Raw genomic sequence first — 18947 nt, 5'->3', positions numbered from 1 at the left:
CTTATGCTCCGCCCGTTACGCGGATCACTTCTTCGAGCGATGTCAGCCCGGACGCGAGCCAGCGATCGGCATCTTCGCGCAGCGTGCGCATGCCTCGTGCACGGCCGGTCGCGAGGATCTCCGCATCAGATGCATTGCGGTGAACCAGCGCGCGGATGTCGTCGTCGATCAGCAGCAGTTCGTACACGCCGCGCCGTCCCGCATAACCCGACTGGCCGCACTTGTCGCAGCCGACTGGATGCCAGCGCACGCTGCCGTCTTCTTCGACGCGCTCTTCGCGGCACACCGGGCACAGCCGCCGCACCAGCCGCTGTGCCAGCACGCCGAGCAGCGACGACGCCAGCAGATACGGCTCGACACCCATGTCCGTCAGACGCGTGACGGCGGATGCGGCATCGTTCGTGTGCAGCGTGGCCAGCACAAGGTGGCCGGTCAGCGATGCCTGCACGGCAATCTGCGCGGTCTCCAGGTCGCGGATTTCACCGATCATGATGATGTCCGGGTCCTGCCGCAGAATCGAGCGCAGCGCCCGCGCGAAGGTCATGCCGATCCGCTCGTTCACCTGGGTCTGGCCAATGCCGGACAGGTCGTATTCGATCGGGTCTTCGACCGTCATGATGTTGGTGGTCGCGGTTTCGAGGCGCGACATCGACGCGTACAGCGTAGTCGTCTTGCCCGAGCCGGTCGGGCCGGTCACCAGCACGATACCGTGCGGCTTGCCGATCAGCTTGTCGAACTTGACGAGCGTATCCGCCGCCATGCCGAGCGCTTCGAGGTTCAGCCGCGACGCATCTTTTTCCAACAGACGCAGCACCGCGCGTTCGCCGTGACCGGTGGGCAGCGTCGAGACGCGCACGTCGACCGGACGGCCGCCGACGCGCAGCGTGATCCGGCCGTCCTGCGGCAGACGCTTTTCGGCGATGTCGAGCTGCGCCATGATCTTGATCCGCGAGATCAGCGCACCGTGCAGGGCTTTCTTCGGCCGCACGACATCGCGCAACGTACCGTCGACGCGGAAGCGCACCACAGAAGACGTCTCGAACGGCTCGATATGAATATCCGATGCCTGTTCGCGCGCGGCCTGCGTCAGAAGCGCGTTGATCATGCGGATGATCGGCGCGTCGTCTTCCGACTCGAGCAGATCCTCGACCTCGGGAATGTCCTGCATCAGGCGCGACAGATCGACTTCGCCTTCCACTTCGCCGACCACTTGCGCCGCGCTGCCGTCCTGGCGCGCATACGCCTGGTTGATGGCCTGCGCGAGTTCATCGGCTGGCAAACGCACGACCGACAGCGCGCCGAAATTGCGCGCGACTTCGGCGAGGGCGGCATCGCTGGTGCGTTCGCTGATCCAGACTTCGAGACCATCGACGTGCTGATGCGCGACCAGAATCTGGCCACTGCGCGCAAAACCGTAAGGCACGAGCCGCGCCGCAACCGCCGATGGCGCGATGCGTTCGGCGTGCTCGGCCACGACTGCGGGCGCGATCGCCTGAGCGCGCGCCGCTGCTGACGACGCAGAAGCCGACGGCGGCGTGGACGGCGTGCTCACGGCTGCACTCCCGGCGATGCGGTAGAAGGCGCGGTCGGCACAGGGTTGGTCTGGACAGCACCGCCATTCGTTGCCGGAGCAGGCGCGACCGCTGGCGGCGGCGCTAGCCGCGGCGCCGCCTGCTGACGGCGCATCTCGTCGAGATTGAACAGGTTCATCGCGGGCGAACCTCCCTGGCTGGGGCCGATCGGCATCGGCGGAACCACCGGATCGTCGTTGTCCTTGATCAGGTTGTTGTCCTGCTTGTACGCGCCCTGCACACCCTGAATGTAGTCGTAGCGGTTCGACGTCACGGCCTGGGCGGTATTGTGATCGTTGATGATCACGGGGCGCAGGAACACCATCAGGTTAGTCTTGTTGCGGTTCTTCTGCTCCGAACGGAACAACTGGCCGATCCATGGAATATCGCCCAGTAGCGGCACCTTGCTGTTGCTGACCTGGTAGTTATCCTGCATCAGGCCGCCGAGCACGATGATCTCGCCGTTGTCGGCGAGCACCGTCGACTGGATCGAGCGCTTGGTGAACTGCGGGCCAGAGGGATTGGTCGCCGCGTTGGTCGTGCCGTTCACGATCGCCGAGTCTTCCGTGTAGAGCTGCAGCTTGAGAATTCCGCCATCGGTGATCTGCGGCTTGACGTGCAGCGTCAGACCGACGTCGACGCGATCGAACGTATTGAACGCCGAGCTCGGGGTGCTGCTCGTCAGGTTCGAATACGAACCCGTCTGGATCGGCACGTTGGTGCCGACGACGATCTTGGCTTCCTCGTTGTCGAGCGTGATGAGGTTAGGTGTCGACAGCACGTTCGCGTCGGCGCTCTGCGACAGCGCCTGCAGCAAAGCGCCAAGGCCCTGCACACCGAAAATGTTGTGCACCCAGCCGACGTTGAGGCCCTGCTGGAGATTGTTGGCGACGAGCGACCCCGCGAGACCGCCAGTGGTCGCTGCCGCCGCGGTCGCCGCAGCCCCTGCCGTCAGATTGATAATGCTGTTGCTGCCGCCGGTCGCCAGATTGGTGCCGGCAAAGACGGCACCGTTTGCGATCTGCCATTGAATGCCGAGATTGCCGCTCGTGTTCGAGTTCAGTTCGACGATCAGGGCCTCGATATAGACCTGCGCACGCCGCGCATCGAGCTGGTCGATGACCGCCCGCAGGTTGCGGTAGACCGGTTCGGCCGCCGTGATGATCAGCGAATTGGTCGCGGAGTCCGCCTGGATCATGCCGCCTGGCTGGTTGTCGTCGCTCTTGTCCTTGTCGCCGCCAAGCAGGCCGGCGGAGCCGGAACCACCGGCCGAGCCGTAGCCTCCACCGCCTCCGCCGCCGCCGCTCAGCGGCGACGACAGCGAGCTGCTGCTGAGTCCGCCCGAGGGCAGCGGCGGCGTACCCGACGAACCTGTCGAATTGCCGCCCAACCCACCGCCGCCTCCGCCGCCACCGCCGTTCTGATTAAACGAATTGGCGTCGTTCGAGTTGGCCGACGAGCCAGTGTCGCCGCCTTTGCCGAGCATCCCGCGCAGGGTCTTCGCAAGCCTCGTCGCGTCCGCGTTGCGCAGCGGCACGACGTGAATGTTGCCGGGCATGCTGGTCGGCGCGTCGAGCTCCCGTGCCAGCTGCCTTGCCGCCGCCAGTCGCGCCCCGTTCGTCGCGCGAATCAGCAGCGAGTTAGTGCGCGGGTCGGCGGTAACCGAGACCTTCAGCGTCGCATCGGTGCTGCCGATCGTGCCGGGGTCGAGCATCTTGTTCAATTGCGTGGCGATGTCGAGCGCGTTCGCGTTCTTCAGCGGCACCACCGAGACCGACTGACCTGCCGCCGTGTCGACACCTGCAATGATCTGCGCAATACGCCGCACGTTGTCGGCATAGTCGGTCACGACGATCGTGTTGTTGGCCGGATAAGCCGCCACGGTGTTGTTCGGCGAGATCAGCGGTCGCAAGACCGGCAGCAGGTTGTTGGCCGATTCGTTTTTTAGCACGAACACCTGCGTGACCACCTGATCGCCGCGCGCCACCGGGGTATTGCCGATATAGGTCGGCACGCCTTGCAGCTTGGCATCGGCTTCGGGCACGACCTTCAGGACGCCGTGGTCCTGCACCAGCGCGAAGCCCTGCATCCGCAACGCAGACTGCAGGGTCTTCAGCGCCTGGTCTTCAGGCACTGCATTCTCCGACACGAGGTTCAGCTGACCCTTCACGCGCGGGTCGACAATGATCGTTTTACCGGTTGCCGCGCCGATTGCCTTGGCTACCTGGTCGATATCGGCGTTCACGAAATTCAGTGTCACCTGTGCCTGCGCGATCTGCGCGGTGATCAAACCAGCCACCAGCAGCGCCGTGGCGACGCGACGCAAAGCCATACGATTTCTTCTCATGGAATGTGGTATCGATGCCGGCAGCAGCCGGCGCTCACGCAATGCGGACATAAGAATAAGGCGCAGCCCCCTCGGTCTGCCAGCCGGCGTCACGCGCGATTATTGCCCGCGATGCCAACCATCCAATGTCCGAAAAAAATGAACAGTAACAGTTTTTCATGTCTGATTTGTCACAAAACAACCAGGCTCGTGCGATTACCCTAATGGGACCTGTGCATTGTTAAGTAATTGAAAGCTTTCGTTCTTCTGTGCGCCGTGCCGCAGAACCCCTTCGCGTTTTGCGGGACTATGTCGCTTAGCCAACTTGACGCTTGAGTGTCTGCCGGTATGATACGAGCGGTTCCAGTTGCTGGTTGTAGCTTGTCGAGGCGGGTTTTCCCCGATGCCCCAGCCAGCCGCGGCCCGTGGACCTCGTCGGCCATCAGCGACTGACTTTTGGCCGATAGATAGCCTTACCAAACCTTACCCTTGCGATTTGTTTAGTCGTCTTGACCGATGAAACAGGCCTTCGTCACCGTCGCCGCAGGACTTACCGTGCTGATTGCAGCAGGGTCCGCGCGCGCCGATTGCTTTGACCAGGCCGCAGGGTACCAGAAGGTCAATCCGCTGATTCTGCGCGCAATCGCGTGGCAGGAGTCACACAATCGACCGGACGCGTTGCATAAGAACGCCAACGGCTCGACCGATTACGGTGTGATGCAAATCAATTCGGTCCATCTGCCAACGCTTGCCCAGTACGGCATCTCGCAAGGCACGCTGATGGAGCCTTGCAAGAACGTCTATATCGCCGCTTGGCATCTGCGCCGCCAGATGAACAAGTACGGTAATACCTGGCAGGCGGTCGGGGCATACCACTCCGAAACGCCGGCGCTGCGCGACAAGTACTCACAGCAGATTGCGGCGATCCTGCGTAAGTGGAATCTGATGCCGGCCTCACACTGAGCCCGGTCTATACCCGCGCGGCTATCTGGCCGCCGCGTTTCGTTGTTGCTCAACACGCTTCGCTTATCCGGCCTGTCACGCGGCCGCTGCCCGTTTGATGCACAATGCGGCTTCGTGCTGCCGTCGGCGATTGACCATCATCTGGTCGGGCGTCATACGACCCCAAGCCCGGCACGCCCTCCAATCCTCTTGTGTTTCCGTACTGCGATGAACCAGCCGCTATTGCCCGTCACCGTGCTCTCCGGTTTTCTGGGCGCCGGCAAGACCACGCTCCTGAACCACATCCTCGCCAATCGCGCCGGTTTGCGCGTGGCTGTGATCGTCAATGATCTGGCCGCTGTCAATATCGACGCAACCCTCGTGCGCGATGCCGCCGCGCTCGCGCATGTCGAAGAGCAGCTGGTCGAACTGTCGAACGGTTGCATCTGCTGCACCTTGCGCGACGACTTGCTGATCGAGATCAAGCGTCTTGCGGGTGAAAATCGCTTCGACGCGATTCTGATCGAGTCGACCGGCGTGGCCGAACCTATGCCGATCGCTGAAACTTTCACCTTTGTTGACGATGATGGCGTGTCGCTGTCCGACGTTGCGCGGCTCGATACGATGGTGACGGTAGTCGACGCGTTCAACTTTCTGCGCGACTACAGCTCCGCCGATGCGCTTGCTGAGCGAGGCATCGCCGCGACTGAGGAGGACGATCGCACGCTGGTCGAACTGTTGATCGAGCAGATCGAGTTTTGCGACGTGCTGGTGATCAACAAGGCGGATCTGGTCAGCGCCGATGAACTTACGCGCCTGCAACGCATTCTCGCCCGCATCAATCCGCGAGCCGTGCAGGTGGTGAGCCGGTTTGGCGCGGTGCCGCTAACCGAGGTGCTCAACACCCATCGCTTCGATTTCGACGAGGCCGCGGGCGCGCCGGGATGGCTTACGTCGCTGAATCACGAGCACGACCATGATGACCACGGTCACGGCCATGCCCACCACGGTGAAGCGGACGAATTCGGCATCGGCAATTTCATCTACCGGGCGCGCCGGCCGTTTCACCCGGAACGCCTGTGGGCGCTGCTGCACCAGGAGTGGCAGGGCGTCTTGCGCAGCAAAGGCTTCTTCTGGCTTGCCACGCGTAACGACATCGCGGGTTCGCTGTCGCAGGCGGGTGGCGCCTGCCGGCACGGTCCGGCAGGAATGTGGTGGGCCGCTCAGGATCGCAGCGAATGGCCGGACGGCGACGACGAGCTGTCGGCCGAAATTGCCGCCGACTGGTTCGGCGATCCGGACGACCTGAGCGTTGGCGATCGCCGCCAGGAACTGGTGATGATCGGCATCGGCATCGACCCTGCTGCATGGAAGGCAAAGTTCGACGCGTGTCTGCTGACAGATGCCGAATATGCGCAGGGACCGCAGGCGTGGCAACAGTTCGCCGACCCGTTCCCGGCATGGGACTTCGACGAGGACGACCACGACCACGACCACGACCACCATGATCATGATCATGGCCACGATGGTCACGGCCATGGCGAAATCGTGCATCGTCACGACTGAGCGGACGCTCCCAGCCTGTAGTCAGCCGCGGCGCCCGTCACGGCTGACCTTAAATCGCAGACGAAAAAAACCCGCCGTTGGCGGGTGTCAACTGCCAGGCAGTAATCTGCTTAGCGCTTGTTGACTGCGTCCTTGAACACCTTGCCAGCCACGAACTTGACGGTCTTGGCGGCCGGAATCTGGATGGTTTCGTTGGTCTTGGGATTACGACCCGTACGTGCTGCGCGCTTGCCCGGAGCAAAGCTGCCGAAGCCGATCAACTGTACCGCGTCACCCTTCGACACAGACTTCTTGATCACTTCAAGCAGCGTGTCCAGCGTTTCACCGGTTTGAGCCTTGCTGGCGCCCGTCTGACCTGCGACGGCGTCGATCAGTTGCTGTTTGTTCATTAAGGTTCCTTTCTGAGTTTAGGTTGACACGAACAGCGCGAACGCGCCGATTATACGTGCGCGAGCCGCGCCGTCGAGCAGCTGCCGCGCCGGATCCCCTCCGGACAATAGCGCCGGACAGTTCGTTATCTGCCTGTCCGTCGGCCGAGCTGCCGCTTCCCTTTGCGGCGCTTGCTATGATAGCGCAGCGCAAACCCAATCAGGATAAGGGTTTCGAAGAATTACGCGGTTCCGGGGGCGCGACATCAGGGAGATCGCTCCTTTTGCTGTCGAAAACCTCCAACCAAGGGCTGAAACCCAGTATGGACGGGGCTTAGCGTTGGTTTTTGCCAACGTTCGGCACGTCTTTTTCGCCGTCCGGCGACCTGTATGCGCTGGCGGTAACGCTTGAACCGCTCTCGCGGGCGTCCATTTCCGCTGCGCATGACCGATCCGCTGATCCCCGCTGTCCTCGCATTTCGCGACAACGGCACACCTTTCTCGCCGCTCTACAACGATATCTATCACAGTGCTGTGGGGGGTCTCGAGCAGGCTCAATACGTTTTCCTGCGCGGCAATGCGCTGCCGGACCGGTGGCAGGGCCGACGTACTTTCACCGTGCTCGAAACCGGTTTCGGCATGGGCATCAACTTTCTGATGACCTGGGCCGCGTGGCGTGCCGATCCTGCGCGCTGTGAACGGCTGCATTTCGTCTCAATCGAGAAGCATCCCTTTACTCAAGCCGATTTACGCAGTGTCTTTCAGGCGACGGTCTCCGATCCCACGATTGCCGCGCTCGCACAAACGCTGGCCGACGCATGGCCAATGCTCGTGCCCGGCACACATCGGCTCGAATTCGAAGGGGGACGCGTCACGCTGACGCTGGTATTCGGCGACGCAGCGCAAAGTCTGCCGGCCCTGAGGTTGCGCGCCGACGCCTTTTACCTGGATGGCTTCGCGCCGGCGAAGAATCCCGAACTATGGACGCCCGCGATCTTCAAGGCGCTCGCGCGTCTGGCGGGCGAGGGCGCTACCTTCGCCACCTACAGCAGCGCCGGCGACATCAAACGGGCGTTGACGCAATGTGGCTTCGAATATCGGAAGGTTGACGGCTTCGGCTGGAAACGGGCGATGCTGGTCGGCCAATTCGCACCGCGCTGGCGGGTGCGCCGCTATGAGCCGCCAGCGCCGCTCGCCGTCGACGAACGGCATGCGGTCGTGATTGGCACCGGACTCGCCGGCTGCGCGGTGATCGAGCGCCTTGCCGCGCGCGGCTGGCGCATCACGTCGCTGGAACGGCATGCTTCGGTTGCCCAGGACGCATCGGGCAATCCCGCGGGCGTGTTCCACCCAATGCTCTCCCGCGACGACAGCGTCGCCTCACGCGTCACGCGCGCCGGCTTTCTCTACGCCCTCGGACGATGGGCAGCGCTCGAACAGCAGGGGCACCGGCTGCTGCGCGGTGGACCGGGCCTGTTGCAGATCGCCGCGGACGATGAAGAAGCACGCCTGATGAGCGAGGCAATCGCGGCGTTCGGCTATCCCTCCGACTACGTCACGCCGGTATCGCGAACGCAAGCGCAACGGCTTGCCGGCATGCCGCTCGCGCACAGTGGCTGGCTGTTTCCCACCGGCGGCTGGATCGACCCGGCCTCGCTGTGCGCCGCTCAATGCGCAGCGGCCGGCACGCTACTTGAACGACGCTTCGGCGTGGAAGTCTCGCGGCTCGAGCGCTCGGACAATCAATGGAGCGTATTTGACGCAGCAGGGCAGGAAGTCGCGCGCGCACCGGTGGTAATCGTTGCGTCCGCACACGATGCCTCACGCATCGCAGGTTTGCAGCACGCGCCGACGCGTAGCATTCGCGGCCAGTTGACCTTGCTGTCGCCCGGCAGCGTGCCGACGCTGCAGATGGCGGTGATCGGCGAAGGCTACGCGGTCCCGCTACCGGACGGTGTGACGCTGGCGGGCGCCACGTACGAACTCGACGACCTCGACACGTCGCTGCGTGCGCAAGGTCATCTGGAAAACCTGGAGCGCGTCGCGCAGATGTTGCCGGCCTTTGGCGATGCGGTCGATCCGGCACGGGCGGCAACGCTCGCTGGACGCGTCGCGTTTCGCTGTGTCACGAGTGACCGGATGCCCATGATCGGGCAATTCGCCGACGAAGCCGCGGCGACGCGTGACGCCCAGCGTCTGCGTGGCGCCTGGCCGCTCGATCTGCCGCGCACCGACGGCTTGTATGGCGCGTTCGCGTATGGCTCGCGTGGCCTGGTGTGGGCGGCGCTCGGCGCGGAACTGATCGCCTCTCAGATCGAAGGCGAGCCTTGGCCGCTGGAACGCGATCTGGCGGAAGACCTCGATCCTGCCCGCTTCCTGCTGCGTGCGTTACGTCAGGGGACAGTGGGTTAACCGCGTATACCGCATCTTCCGCAAACCACTACGGTAAAAAAGTTATCCACCGAAACATGTGGATAACCGCTCGGTTTACCCACGCAACTCATGTGGAAGCGTTGTGGACGTAAACGGGGTAACTTTGCCGCGCCCGAAAATCCCCAAAAGTTACCCTTGTATACCCGCTGCTAGCTCACATCCTGTGCAGCGGGTTATGACATCTGCAAGCCGATGATTCATTTCGGTAAACCAAGGTTATCCACAGAAAACGAGCCAGCTTGTTAACTGTTACTACGTATACATACGGTAAACCAGTAAACAGAAAGACTGCGGGTGGATCCGCGCTCATCACCGATGCTCAACCTCCAGAAAACCGGACAAGAACAGCCCCACCGTTCTCCTGAAAAGCACGTCCAAATCCGTCCATGAGCGCCTTTCGACAGGCAGATCAACGCCGAAAACGGTCGCTTTTTCCGCACCTTGCGAAGATAACGTACGTTTTTACCGTTTTGCCTGCATGTTGGCGTGTTTTCGGTCTAGGCTGAAAAAGCTATGGCACAATCGCCGTTCTTCCCGCGTCGTGCCTCATGTCTCTAGCGGCACACGCACCAACGGAACGGTGCCGGTCAATCAGAATCTGATTCAGAGTCGACGGCGTTCTTTCACCGTGCCGGGCCGGTTGCTACGGCTGCACCCCCGAATGCGCTGCGTTCTCCGCGGCTGCGGCGCGTTCAGATCATCCGATCGTTGAAAACTCGCAACGCTGGTTACGTGAAGCGATTGCGACGGTGAGCGCCTGATGCGCTCACCCGCTCGCCGGCTTTTGCGCCGGTTCGTGTCGCCTGCCGTTGCTGCAAAGGAGAACCCACCAACATGAAGTCGGCGTTTTCATTTTTTCCAGCTTGGCCACTCTCGCCCGACGCCATCTTTTGGGCTGGTCTTGCGTTGCTCGCCGCAGGTCTGTGCGGTGAGCTTTGCTATCGCGCGTGGCGTTTGCCGCGCATTTCCGGTTATGCGGTGATCGGTCTGGTCGCAGGCGCCGCCGGATTTGGCGTCATCGACGCGGATTCCGCGAGCGCCGCGCGGCCGTTGCTCGATGTCGCACTCGGTCTGCTGCTGTTCGAGCTCGGTAGCCGGCTCGATCTGCGCTGGATTCGTCGTAATCCGTGGCTGATTTTGTCGAGCATTGCCGAAGCCACGCTGACTTTTGCACTCGTCCTGCCGGTCCTGTTGTTCCTCAATGTGCCGCTGATCGTGGCAACGGTGCTGGCCGCGATCGCCATGGCGACTTCGCCTGCCATGGTGATTCAGCTGAAGACCGAGTTGCGCGCGGAAGGGCAGGTGACCCAGCGTCTGCTGACCTTGACCGCGCTGAACAGCATGTACGCGGTTGTGATCGAAAAATTGGTCTCGAGCTGGTTGCATCAGGAGGCCTACGGCAATGTTTTCGCGACAATCCTGCAACCGCTGTATCTGTTGATCGGCTCGCTGGTGCTGGCTTATGCGCTCGCGCGCACCTGCACGTTCTTTTATCGCCGCATGAACATGCAGGACGAACACTCGTTTGTCGCGCTGTTCGGCCTGGTGCTGCTGGCTATCGCGATCGCTCACCTGTTCAAACTTTCGACGATTCTCTCGCTGCTGGCCGCGGGCATCATCGTAAAAAATCACGAAGCGCGCCCGCAACTGTGGCCGCAGCATTTCGGCACCGCTGGCTGGCTTTTGACGGTGATCCTGTTCGTGCTGACCCTGACGTCGTTCGAATGGAAAGACATCGCGCTCGGCGGTGTCGCGGCGCTGGGCCTGATTGTTGCAAGGCTGGTTGCAAAGCTGGTGGGCGTGATGGCGTTTGCCAAACCGAGCGGTTTGAACTGGAATCAGGGGCTGGCGCTGGGTTTGTCGTTGTCACCCATGTCGGCGCTTGCCTATCTGCTGGTCGACGATACCTACAACCTTTATCCGAATTTCGATCCACAGTTGCGGGCCATTGTGATGTGTTCGATTTTCGTGCTGCAGATTCTCGGGCCCTGGCTCGTGTATCGCAGCCTCGCGGCGGTGGGTGAGCGGCGCGAGGAGTAAGGCCACGCCGCTTCTTGACGCTGTCACGCATTTCCAGACTTATTCGATTCAAAAACGGCCGGGCATGTGACAAACACCCGGCCGACCTGACTCAGGGAACGCCATGTCACTCGAACCCTTCATCGATTCGAAACCGTTCACGTTCGGTGTCGAACTCGAGATGCAGATCGTCAATACGCACGACTATGATCTGACCAAAGCCGGTACGGATCTGCTGCGTCTCACCAAGGCCGAAACCATCCCCGGCAACATCACCCCGGAAATCACCGAAAGCATGATCGAATTGTCGACAGGCATCTGCACGACGCACGAACAGGCCGTTACCGATTTGCGCAAGATCCGCGATACGCTGGTTTCAGCGGCGGACCATCTGAATGTCGGCCTGTGCGGCGGCGGCACGCATGCGTTCCAGCAATGGAGTGAGCGGCAGATCGTGGATACGCCGCGCTTTCAGTACATCTCAGAGTTGTACGGCTACCTTGCCAAGCAGTTCACCGTGTTCGGCCAGCATGTGCACATCGGCTGTCCGGATCCGAACAGCGCGCTGTATCTGCTGCATTCGATGTCGCGCTTCATTCCGCATTTCATCGCATTGTCCGCTTCGTCGCCGTTCGTCCAGGGTGTCGATACCGGATTTCATTCGGCACGCCTGAATTCCGTGTTCGCCTTCCCGCTGTCGGGCCGCGCGCCATTCGTGCTGACATGGGACAGCTTTGAGGAATATTTCTCGAAGATGGTCCACACGGGCGTGGTCAACAGCATGAAAGACTTTTACTGGGATATCCGGCCGAAACCGGGGTTCGGCACGATCGAAGTGCGCGTGATGGATACGCCGTTGTCGGTCGAGCGCGCGGCGGCGATTGCCTGCTACATTCAGACCCTTGCACGGCATCTGTTGCTCGACAAACCGATCACGCCGAAAGAAGACGATTACCTCGTCTACACCTTCAACCGTTTCGAAGCATGCCGCTTCGGTCTGGCCGGCAACTGCATCAATCCGCAAACGAGCGAGCGTAAGACGATTTCCGAGGACATTCTCGAAACGCTCGAACTGATCGCACCACATGCCGAAGCATTGGGTTCGGGGAACGCGCTGGTCGAGATCGGCGCGATCGCGCGTGGTCAGGTCAACGATGCAACGTGGCTGCGTGGCGTTTTCGAACAGGAAAAATCCTTGCACGAGGCCGTGCGGCAGCAGTGTTTGCAGTGGCGAGCCTAGCCAGAAGAAGGATTGCTTGCGGTAAAACGTAAGGGAGACCCGCCTTGAGCGGGTTTTTTTTCGTAATTTAAATTTCCAGCTCGGGGGGCTTTAGGTTTTTCTAAAGTTTACGTATACAAACGTAATAGTAGTTAACAAGCATTGCACAGGCCTGTGGACAACTGAATAATTCCCTGCAAAGTCAACACACTGCGTAAACCATAACCGGGCGGATCGAGGACGCTTCGGCGCCGGTAAACGAGGATAACTCTGGAGGGGCCGGGAGCGTACAGGGGCTTATCAAGAATCGACGCACAAGCCATCCCCTGTGTTTTTCCATGGTTATCCACAGCTTGCGTTGGATAACTTAGCTGTACGATTCGCCGCTCTCGCATAGAATGTCGTTTTCGCCACTTTGGCTTGCAAGGCGATAAATTTTTGAGATAGTAGAAACCGTCTCGTCTGTTTTGGGCGAGGCTACCCCACACAGGCTACGGGCGTGTTCGGCAAGCGGTTTGCTGGCATCGCACCAAGCTGTAAATAAACCAAACGAAGATTATGAGCGAAGGCGTATACGGAGAACAGGCAGCCGGGCGAGTGACCCACAGCCTATTGCGACTGAGCACGGCAATGCGAAGCCAGGCTTGGGAATGGGCAGAAGGCGCGGGTCTTACGCCAACCCAGGGTGAAATTCTCGTCCTGTTGATGCAGCGCAAAGGCCCGATGCGTTTGGGCGAGATTGCCCGCGAAACGGCCCTGACCGCCGCGACGACCAGCGACGCGGTAAGCACGCTGGAAACCAAGGGTCTGGTTGAAAAGCGCCGTGCTCTCGACGACGGCCGCGCCCTCGCGGTCCGTCTGACGGCACGTGGCCGCACGGCTGCCAAGCGCGCGGCGCAATGGCCGGACTTCCTGGCCAAAGCGGTCGGCACGTTGCGTGACGACGAGCAGGCGGTGTTCTATCGCACGCTGCTCAAGACCGTCCATCACCTGGAAGCGCAAGGCACGATTCCGCCACATCGCATGTGCCTGAGTTGCACGCACTTCGAGCCGAGCAAGAATCCGAAGAAGACGCCGCATCATTGCGGGCTGCTCGACATGAACATGTCGGATACGGATCTGCGTCTCGATTGCTCGGTGTACGAAATGGCCGACATCGCCACCCAGAAGAAGACCTGGAAGATCTTCGCCCAATAAGGCGGCTTCTTCCGGGACATTCCGCTACACTGCCAAGCCGTCTGGCGGGCGGCACCGGCCGCCAGGCAGACGGTTCGGGCCGCGTCGCGGCAAGTCTTTAGTCAACCTGAAGGTGGGGCAGGCCGATGAATCGCGAAGTTCTGGCCATTCGCCACGTGCACTTCGAGGATCTGGGCAGTCTTGAACTGGTGCTCGGTGGGCGCGGGTGCCCGGTCCGTTATCTCGATGTCGGTTTTGCCCGCATCGAGGCGCCGGACCCGGTTGCCGCTTCGTTGATGGTGGTGCTGGGCGGTCCGATCAGCGCGACCGACGACGCGTTGTACCCGACGCTCGTGCCGCTTCTCTCGATGATCGAAAAGCGCATAGCGGCCGGTTTGCCGACACTGGGCATTTGTCTGGGCGCTCAATTGATTGCCCGTGCGCTCGGCGCTCGGGTCTATCCCGCGGGCCATACCGAGCTCGGCTGGACACCGCTTACGCTCACCGATGCTGGCCGCACTTCCGTAGTACGCCATCTGGACGGCGCGCACACCTCCATGCTGCATTGGCATGGCGACACGTTCGATCTCCCCGACAACGCCACGCGTCTTGCGTCCACACCTGCCTGCGAAAACCAGGCATTCGCCTGGGGCGGCCACGTGCTGGGTCTGCAATGCCATCCGGAGATTCGAGCCGACCGCTTCGAGCCCTGGCTGATCGGCAATGCGGGAGAAATCGCCGGCCATGGAATTGATGCACGTCAATTGCGGGCCGAGACCGCGCGGTTCGGTCCAGGACTGGAAACCGCCGCCCGCCAGATGTTCAGCGAATGGCTCGATCAGGTCGAGTCGAAACCCTGAATCGGATGGGCCTGCATTTATTCATCTGCGGTGCTATGCTCGATTGCTCTTGGGTTTTCACTGGGCGTAATCCATGAGCGCGCTTTTTTCTCCGCTCACGCTGCGTAGCGTGACGCTTCCCAATCGTATCGTCGTGTCCCCAATGTGCCAGTATTCCGCCGAGCGTGGCGAGGCGACGGCCTGGCACATGGTCCACCTCGGCGGTCTCGCGCTATCCGGCGCCAGCATGCTGTGCATCGAGGCGACCTCGGTCGAGCCGGACGGCCGCATCACTCCGGGCGATCTCGGCTTGTGGGACGACGTGACCCAAGCCGCATTGGTACCGGTGCTCGCTGCCATCCGCAAATATTCGCACATCCGCGTGGCGATGCAGCTGTCGCACGCCGGGCGCAAGGCGTCAAGCCATACGCCGTGGGAAGGCGGGCAGCTGATTCCCGTGTCGCAGGGCGGCTGGCTGCCACACGCGCCGTCGGCCCTGCCGCATAAAGAGGGCGAGGAGCCGCCGCTGGCGCTGGACACCGCCGGATTGAACCGGATTCGCGAAGCTTTCGCGGCTTCGGCGCGCCGTGCGACGCGTCTTGGCATCGACGCGCTCGAAGTACACGCGGCGCACGGCTATCTGCTGCATCAGTTCCTCTCGCCGATCGCCAATCAGCGCTCGGACGACTACGGCGGTTCGCTCGAAAACCGCATGCGCTTCCCGCTTGAGATCTTCGATATCGTGCGCGCGGCGTTTCCTGCCGATAAACCGGTGGGTGTGCGCGTCTCGGCAACGGATTGGGTTCCCGGGGGCTGGACGCTCGAGGATACGATCGTATTCGCACACGAGTTGAAAAAGCGCGGCTGTGACTGGATCGACGTGTCTTCTGGTGGCGTCTCACCGCTGCAGAAGATTCCGCTTGAACCGGGCTATCAGATCCCGTTCGCGAAGGCTGTCAAGGAAACGACCGGCCTCACCACCATCGGAGTGGGACTGATCACCGATCCACTACATGCCGAGCAACTGATCGAAGCGGGTGACGCCGACCTGATCGCGCTCGCCCGCGCGCTGTTGTACAACCCGCGTTGGCCGTGGCACGCCGCAGCCAATCTGGGCGCGACGGTTGAAGCGCCGCCGCAGTACTGGCGTTCGCAACCGCGCGAGCAGAAAGCACTGTTCGGCGATATTTCGTTCGGACAACGGTGAACCTGGCCATGCGCCTTGCGTGAACGCGTCTTTTTGACGGTTGAATGAAGCCGTCTTGAGCGTGTAGGATGCCGGATGTGGCGCATGAGCGTCGCAAGTTGACGCGGCGCTCGCAAGGCGCCGCGTTTGCTATCCGCGTCGGAAAAGCAGCGCGTTAGACGCGGGCTTTTCTGGCGGCCGTCGGACATTCACCCCCAGTTCTTCACAAGGATTCATTCAATGAGTTCACGCAGGATCGCCGTGCGCCGTTCGGGTGTGCACGGCAAAGGCGTGTTTGCCGTCGAACCGATTGCGGCCGGCGAGCGGCTGATCGAATACAAGGGCGAGCGGATCTCCTGGAAGGAAGCGTTGCGCCGTCATCCGCACAATCCGGCCGAACCGAATCACACGTTCTATTTCGCGCTCGACAGCGGCAAGGTGATCGACGGCAAAGTGGACGGCAACAGCGCGCGCTGGATCAATCACTCGTGCGCGCCGAATTGCGAAGCCGAAGAGATCGACGGTCACGTGTATGTGCACGCGTTGCGCGATATCGCTGAAGGCGAGGAAGTCTTTTACGACTACGGGCTCGTGATCGACGCGCGTCAGACCAAGAAGCTCAAGAAGGAATACGAATGCCGTTGCGGCGCGCGCAAGTGCCGCGGCACGATGCTGGCGCCGCCGGAGAAAGCGAAAGGAGCTGGCAAAGCCGACAAGTCGGCTAAAGCCACGAAGAAGGCGAAAAGCGCCAAAAAGAAATGACCCACGGGCTGCTGGAGGTGAACACGTCTGAACCTCAAGGCAGCTCGTTGATCCGCAATATCGTCACATATCGATCGGCGCCGAGTGCGCCGGTTTTTTTGCCGGGCGCCTTGCGTCGGTATCCGGATCACGCTGAACGCTGGTCGTCACGAGCGGAATGCGTACGATGAAACGTGCCCCGCCATCCGGCGCATCTTCGTAATGCACGCTGCCATGATGCAGCACCATGATGTCATGGACGATTGCGAGTCCAAGACCGGCGCCGCCGTCCACACCCGTGTCGCTTTGAGCGTCGCCACGGAAAAAGCGTTTGAACAGATCGACCTGCTGCGTGTGCGGCACACCCGGTCCGTTGTCTTCGACGACGATTTCGGCCATGCGCAGATCGTCGATCACCGTTTGCGACACCGTCACGGTGATACGGCCGCCGTCGAAGCGCGACGGCGGCACGTACTTGAGCGCGTTGTCCAGCAAATTGGCGATCACCTCGTGCAGCAGGACCGGATTGCCGCGCGCGATCAAGGGAAACTGGTTGGCGGCATCGTCGAGGCGTTGAAAGCCCAAGTCGACGTGGGAGGCCAGCGCGCGGGGGACCCATTCCGCACCGGTATCGAACGCGAGCGCCGCCATATCCACATTGACGAAACGCGCCGCCTGTTCGGCCGGCTCGGCACGCGCAAGCGAAAGCAACTGGTTTGACAGCCGCACCGCGCGATCGGCCGCCGCGCGCAACTCACGTACTGCGGCGAGGGTTTGCTGCGGATCGCGCGCCACGGCGGCCTGTTCGGCGTGCAGCTTGACGGCGGTGAGCGGCGTGCGCAATTGATGCGCGGCGTCGGCGATGAATTTGCGCTGGCCGTCGAGTGCGGTTTTCAGACGACCGAGCAGCGCGTTCACGGCGCCCGTAAGCGGCCGGATTTCAACCGGGACGTAGGTTTCGTCGACCGGCTCGAGTGAGGTGTGGGTCTGCCGGTTCAGCGAATCCGCAAGATCGGTCAGCGGATTGAGCTGTTGATTGACGACGCGCCACACGATGACCCAGCCCGCCAGCAGCAGCAACAGCAGCGGCATCATGATGGCGACGAGAAACTCGGCGGCGATCCGGAAACGGTGATGCACCGGTTGACCCACTTCCACGACGATCGGATTGCCGGTCGGCTGTTCGACGCGCACCTGCGCCACGCGTACGGTCACGCCCTGGTGCTGGGTTTCGAACACGTACGCGTAATGCATGCGCCGAACGCTGGTGCCTTGCAGTGGAAGAGTGTGGTCGCCGGCGATTTCGGTATCGCCGTTGCTGATGCGATAGACGAGCTGTTCAACCGGATCCGAGAACATGGCCTGCGCGAGCGGGGGCACGGTGACCCTGGCGTCCGGACCGGCAATCTGGATCTGTTTGGAGATCGCGGTGGCGAGATCGGCAAGCGAGCGGTCGACCACATGCTGCGTGTACTGCCAGGCGAGCCAGTAGGCGATCAGGCCGCTCATCAGCGCGAGCAGTGACAGAGGGGCGGCGAGGCGCCGCAGCAGCGTACGGCGCAGACTATTGGCGGCCGGCTGGGGCATGATGGAAGGCGCGGGAAAGAGGCAACGGCGAAAACGCCGTGAAATTTCGCCGGATGCCGGCGAACTGCGCACCGAGTGCGCGGCGCCGGCCCGGCGCCGTCGGGCCGCAACGCGAATCGCGGCCTTCACGACGATTATGCGGCTTGGCGGATTTCCTGCAACAGGTAACCAAAACCACGCACCGTGACGATCTCGACACGGCAGTTTTCCAGCTTTTTGCGTACCCGGTGCACATAGACTTCGATCGCGGTATCGCCGAGATCGCCGCCGAAGTGCGTCAGATGGTCTTGCAACTGGGCCTTGCTCACCACGCGACCGTGGCGCAGCAGCAGCATTTCGAGCACCGCGAATTCACGCGGCGACAGTTCGAGCGGCTTGTCGTCGTTGAAGATGCGGCGATCGACGCCCGACAGGCGCACACCGCCCAGCGATACTTCCGGACGCGGCATATCGCCGTGCGGACCGCTGCGGCGCATCACCGCACGGATGCGCGCTTCGAGTTCGGTGGGTTCGAACGGCTTCAACATGTAGTCGTCCGCGCCGGAATTCAGGCCTTGCACGCGGTCGTTCAGTTCGTCGCGCGCGGTCAGGATGATGACCGGCGTGTGGCGATTGCTCTGACGGAAGCGCGAGAGCAGCGTCATGCCGTCGATGCCGGGCAGACCCAGATCGAGGATCACGAGCTCGTGGCGGTTTTGCGTGAGGGCCTGTTCGGCGAAAATGCCGTCGTGGACCATGTCGACAGTGAAGCCGGCTTGTTCGAGACTGCTTTGGATGCCGCGTGCGATGGGGCGGTCATCTTCGATCAGAAGGAGTCGCATGGATTTCGCTCAAGTACAATGGGTTAGGCGTTTGGGCAAGCGGTTCGCCGGGGCGCATGCTGCACAGGCAGCGCGCGGCATGGCCATGCCGAACTGGCAGGAACCGGCCATGAAGCAGCCTTCGAGCAGCCATTAAGCGGCCGTGGAGTGATC

The 18947-nt window shown here is 61.9% G+C and carries 14 protein-coding genes; 9 read left to right on the top strand and 5 right to left on the bottom strand.

All coding sequences use genetic code 11. The annotated features are described in order from the left end of the window. Position 1 precedes the first annotated feature (1 nt). Both gspE and gspD read right to left on the bottom strand, forming a co-directional pair. Positions 2-1552: a type II secretion system ATPase GspE gene (gene gspE, locus PQR27_RS20460; RefSeq protein ID WP_408525317.1), complete on the bottom strand. Its 1551-nt coding sequence runs from the start codon at positions 1550-1552 to the stop codon at positions 2-4. Further along, entirely contained in the window at positions 1549-3903 is a 2355-nt protein-coding gene (gene gspD, locus PQR27_RS20455; RefSeq protein WP_408525316.1) for a type II secretion system secretin GspD, read from the bottom strand. The genes gspE and gspD overlap by 4 nt, the downstream gene beginning before the upstream one ends. A gap of 510 nt (positions 3904-4413) precedes the next feature. Here gspD and PQR27_RS20450 point away from each other — a divergent pair. Both PQR27_RS20450 and PQR27_RS20445 read left to right on the top strand, forming a co-directional pair. Next, positions 4414-4860: a lytic transglycosylase domain-containing protein gene (locus PQR27_RS20450; RefSeq protein ID WP_408525315.1), complete on the top strand. Its 447-nt coding sequence runs from the start codon at positions 4414-4416 to the stop codon at positions 4858-4860. A 207-nt stretch (positions 4861-5067) separates the two neighbouring features. Then, positions 5068-6405 (top strand): GTP-binding protein, encoded by a 1338-nt coding sequence (locus PQR27_RS20445; RefSeq protein ID WP_408525314.1) that lies wholly within the window; start codon positions 5068-5070, stop codon positions 6403-6405. Positions 6406-6515: 110 nt separating this feature from the next. On the opposite strand, the gene PQR27_RS20440 is transcribed toward PQR27_RS20445, so the two are convergent. After that, the gene (locus tag PQR27_RS20440) at positions 6516-6794 is read right to left on the bottom strand and encodes an HU family DNA-binding protein (protein ID WP_408525313.1); all 279 of its coding nucleotides are present in this window, start codon (positions 6792-6794) and stop codon (positions 6516-6518) included. A 423-nt stretch (positions 6795-7217) separates the two neighbouring features. On the opposite strand from PQR27_RS20440, the gene mnmC reads away from it, so the two are divergent. The 7 genes from mnmC (at position 7218) to PQR27_RS20405 (ending at position 16407) form a co-directional block, all read left to right on the top strand. Continuing rightward, positions 7218-9185: a bifunctional tRNA (5-methylaminomethyl-2-thiouridine)(34)-methyltransferase MnmC2/FAD-dependent 5-carboxymethylaminomethyl-2-thiouridine(34) oxidoreductase MnmC1 gene (gene mnmC, locus PQR27_RS20435; protein WP_408525526.1), complete on the top strand. Its 1968-nt coding sequence runs from the start codon at positions 7218-7220 to the stop codon at positions 9183-9185. A gap of 855 nt (positions 9186-10040) precedes the next feature. After that, the gene (locus PQR27_RS20430) at positions 10041-11246 is read left to right on the top strand and encodes a cation:proton antiporter (protein WP_408525312.1); all 1206 of its coding nucleotides are present in this window, start codon (positions 10041-10043) and stop codon (positions 11244-11246) included. Positions 11247-11349: 103 nt separating this feature from the next. After that, positions 11350-12465 (top strand): YbdK family carboxylate-amine ligase, encoded by a 1116-nt coding sequence (locus PQR27_RS20425; protein ID WP_408525311.1) that lies wholly within the window; start codon positions 11350-11352, stop codon positions 12463-12465. A gap of 537 nt (positions 12466-13002) precedes the next feature. Beyond that, entirely contained in the window at positions 13003-13641 is a 639-nt protein-coding gene (locus PQR27_RS20420; protein WP_408525310.1) for a MarR family winged helix-turn-helix transcriptional regulator, read from the top strand. A 125-nt stretch (positions 13642-13766) separates the two neighbouring features. Next, entirely contained in the window at positions 13767-14480 is a 714-nt protein-coding gene (locus PQR27_RS20415) for a glutamine amidotransferase (RefSeq protein WP_408525309.1), read from the top strand. 73 nt (positions 14481-14553) lie between these two features. Further along, positions 14554-15666, top strand: a complete 1113-nt coding sequence (locus tag PQR27_RS20410; RefSeq protein ID WP_408525308.1) for an NADH:flavin oxidoreductase/NADH oxidase — start codon at positions 14554-14556, stop codon at positions 15664-15666. Positions 15667-15885: 219 nt separating this feature from the next. After that, the gene (locus PQR27_RS20405; RefSeq protein WP_408525307.1) at positions 15886-16407 is read left to right on the top strand and encodes an SET domain-containing protein; all 522 of its coding nucleotides are present in this window, start codon (positions 15886-15888) and stop codon (positions 16405-16407) included. Positions 16408-16470: 63 nt separating this feature from the next. On the opposite strand, the gene PQR27_RS20400 is transcribed toward PQR27_RS20405, so the two are convergent. Together PQR27_RS20400 and PQR27_RS20395 are read right to left on the bottom strand one after the other, a co-directional pair. After that, positions 16471-17973 (bottom strand): ATP-binding protein, encoded by a 1503-nt coding sequence (locus tag PQR27_RS20400; protein WP_408525306.1) that lies wholly within the window; start codon positions 17971-17973, stop codon positions 16471-16473. 134 nt (positions 17974-18107) lie between these two features. Next, positions 18108-18794 carry a response regulator gene (locus tag PQR27_RS20395; RefSeq protein ID WP_013590077.1) on the bottom strand — a complete coding sequence of 229 codons (687 nt, stop codon included), beginning with the start codon at positions 18792-18794 and terminating at the stop codon, positions 18108-18110. Positions 18795-18947: the final 153 nt, after the last annotated feature.

This window comes from Paraburkholderia fungorum, from assembly GCF_046027215.1.
Lineage (GTDB): Bacteria > Pseudomonadota > Gammaproteobacteria > Burkholderiales > Burkholderiaceae > Paraburkholderia > Paraburkholderia fungorum_D.
Note: the sequence above shows the minus strand (reverse complement) of the source record. Positions and strands in the feature narration are given on the sequence as shown.

Bases quoted from the DNA above. Each gene is read 5' to 3' on its own strand.
- PQR27_RS20420 (WP_408525310.1), top strand. From the start codon at position 13,003: ATGAGCGAAGGCGTATACGGAGAACAGGCAGCCGGGCGAGTGACCCAC.
- PQR27_RS20440 (WP_408525313.1), bottom strand. From the start codon at position 6,794: ATGAACAAACAGCAACTGATCGACGCCGTCGCAGGTCAGACGGGCGCC.
- PQR27_RS20395 (WP_013590077.1), bottom strand. From the start codon at position 18,794: ATGCGACTCCTTCTGATCGAAGATGACCGCCCCATCGCACGCGGCATC.
- PQR27_RS20425 (WP_408525311.1), top strand. From the start codon at position 11,350: ATGTCACTCGAACCCTTCATCGATTCGAAACCGTTCACGTTCGGTGTC.
- PQR27_RS20400 (WP_408525306.1), bottom strand. From the start codon at position 17,973: ATGCCCCAGCCGGCCGCCAATAGTCTGCGCCGTACGCTGCTGCGGCGC.
- PQR27_RS20405 (WP_408525307.1), top strand. From the start codon at position 15,886: ATGAGTTCACGCAGGATCGCCGTGCGCCGTTCGGGTGTGCACGGCAAA.
- mnmC (WP_408525526.1), top strand. From the start codon at position 7,218: ATGACCGATCCGCTGATCCCCGCTGTCCTCGCATTTCGCGACAACGGC.
- PQR27_RS20445 (WP_408525314.1), top strand. From the start codon at position 5,068: ATGAACCAGCCGCTATTGCCCGTCACCGTGCTCTCCGGTTTTCTGGGC.
- PQR27_RS20450 (WP_408525315.1), top strand. From the start codon at position 4,414: ATGAAACAGGCCTTCGTCACCGTCGCCGCAGGACTTACCGTGCTGATT.
- gspD (WP_408525316.1), bottom strand. From the start codon at position 3,903: ATGGCTTTGCGTCGCGTCGCCACGGCGCTGCTGGTGGCTGGTTTGATC.
- PQR27_RS20430 (WP_408525312.1), top strand. From the start codon at position 10,041: ATGAAGTCGGCGTTTTCATTTTTTCCAGCTTGGCCACTCTCGCCCGAC.
- PQR27_RS20415 (WP_408525309.1), top strand. From the start codon at position 13,767: ATGAATCGCGAAGTTCTGGCCATTCGCCACGTGCACTTCGAGGATCTG.
- PQR27_RS20410 (WP_408525308.1), top strand. From the start codon at position 14,554: ATGAGCGCGCTTTTTTCTCCGCTCACGCTGCGTAGCGTGACGCTTCCC.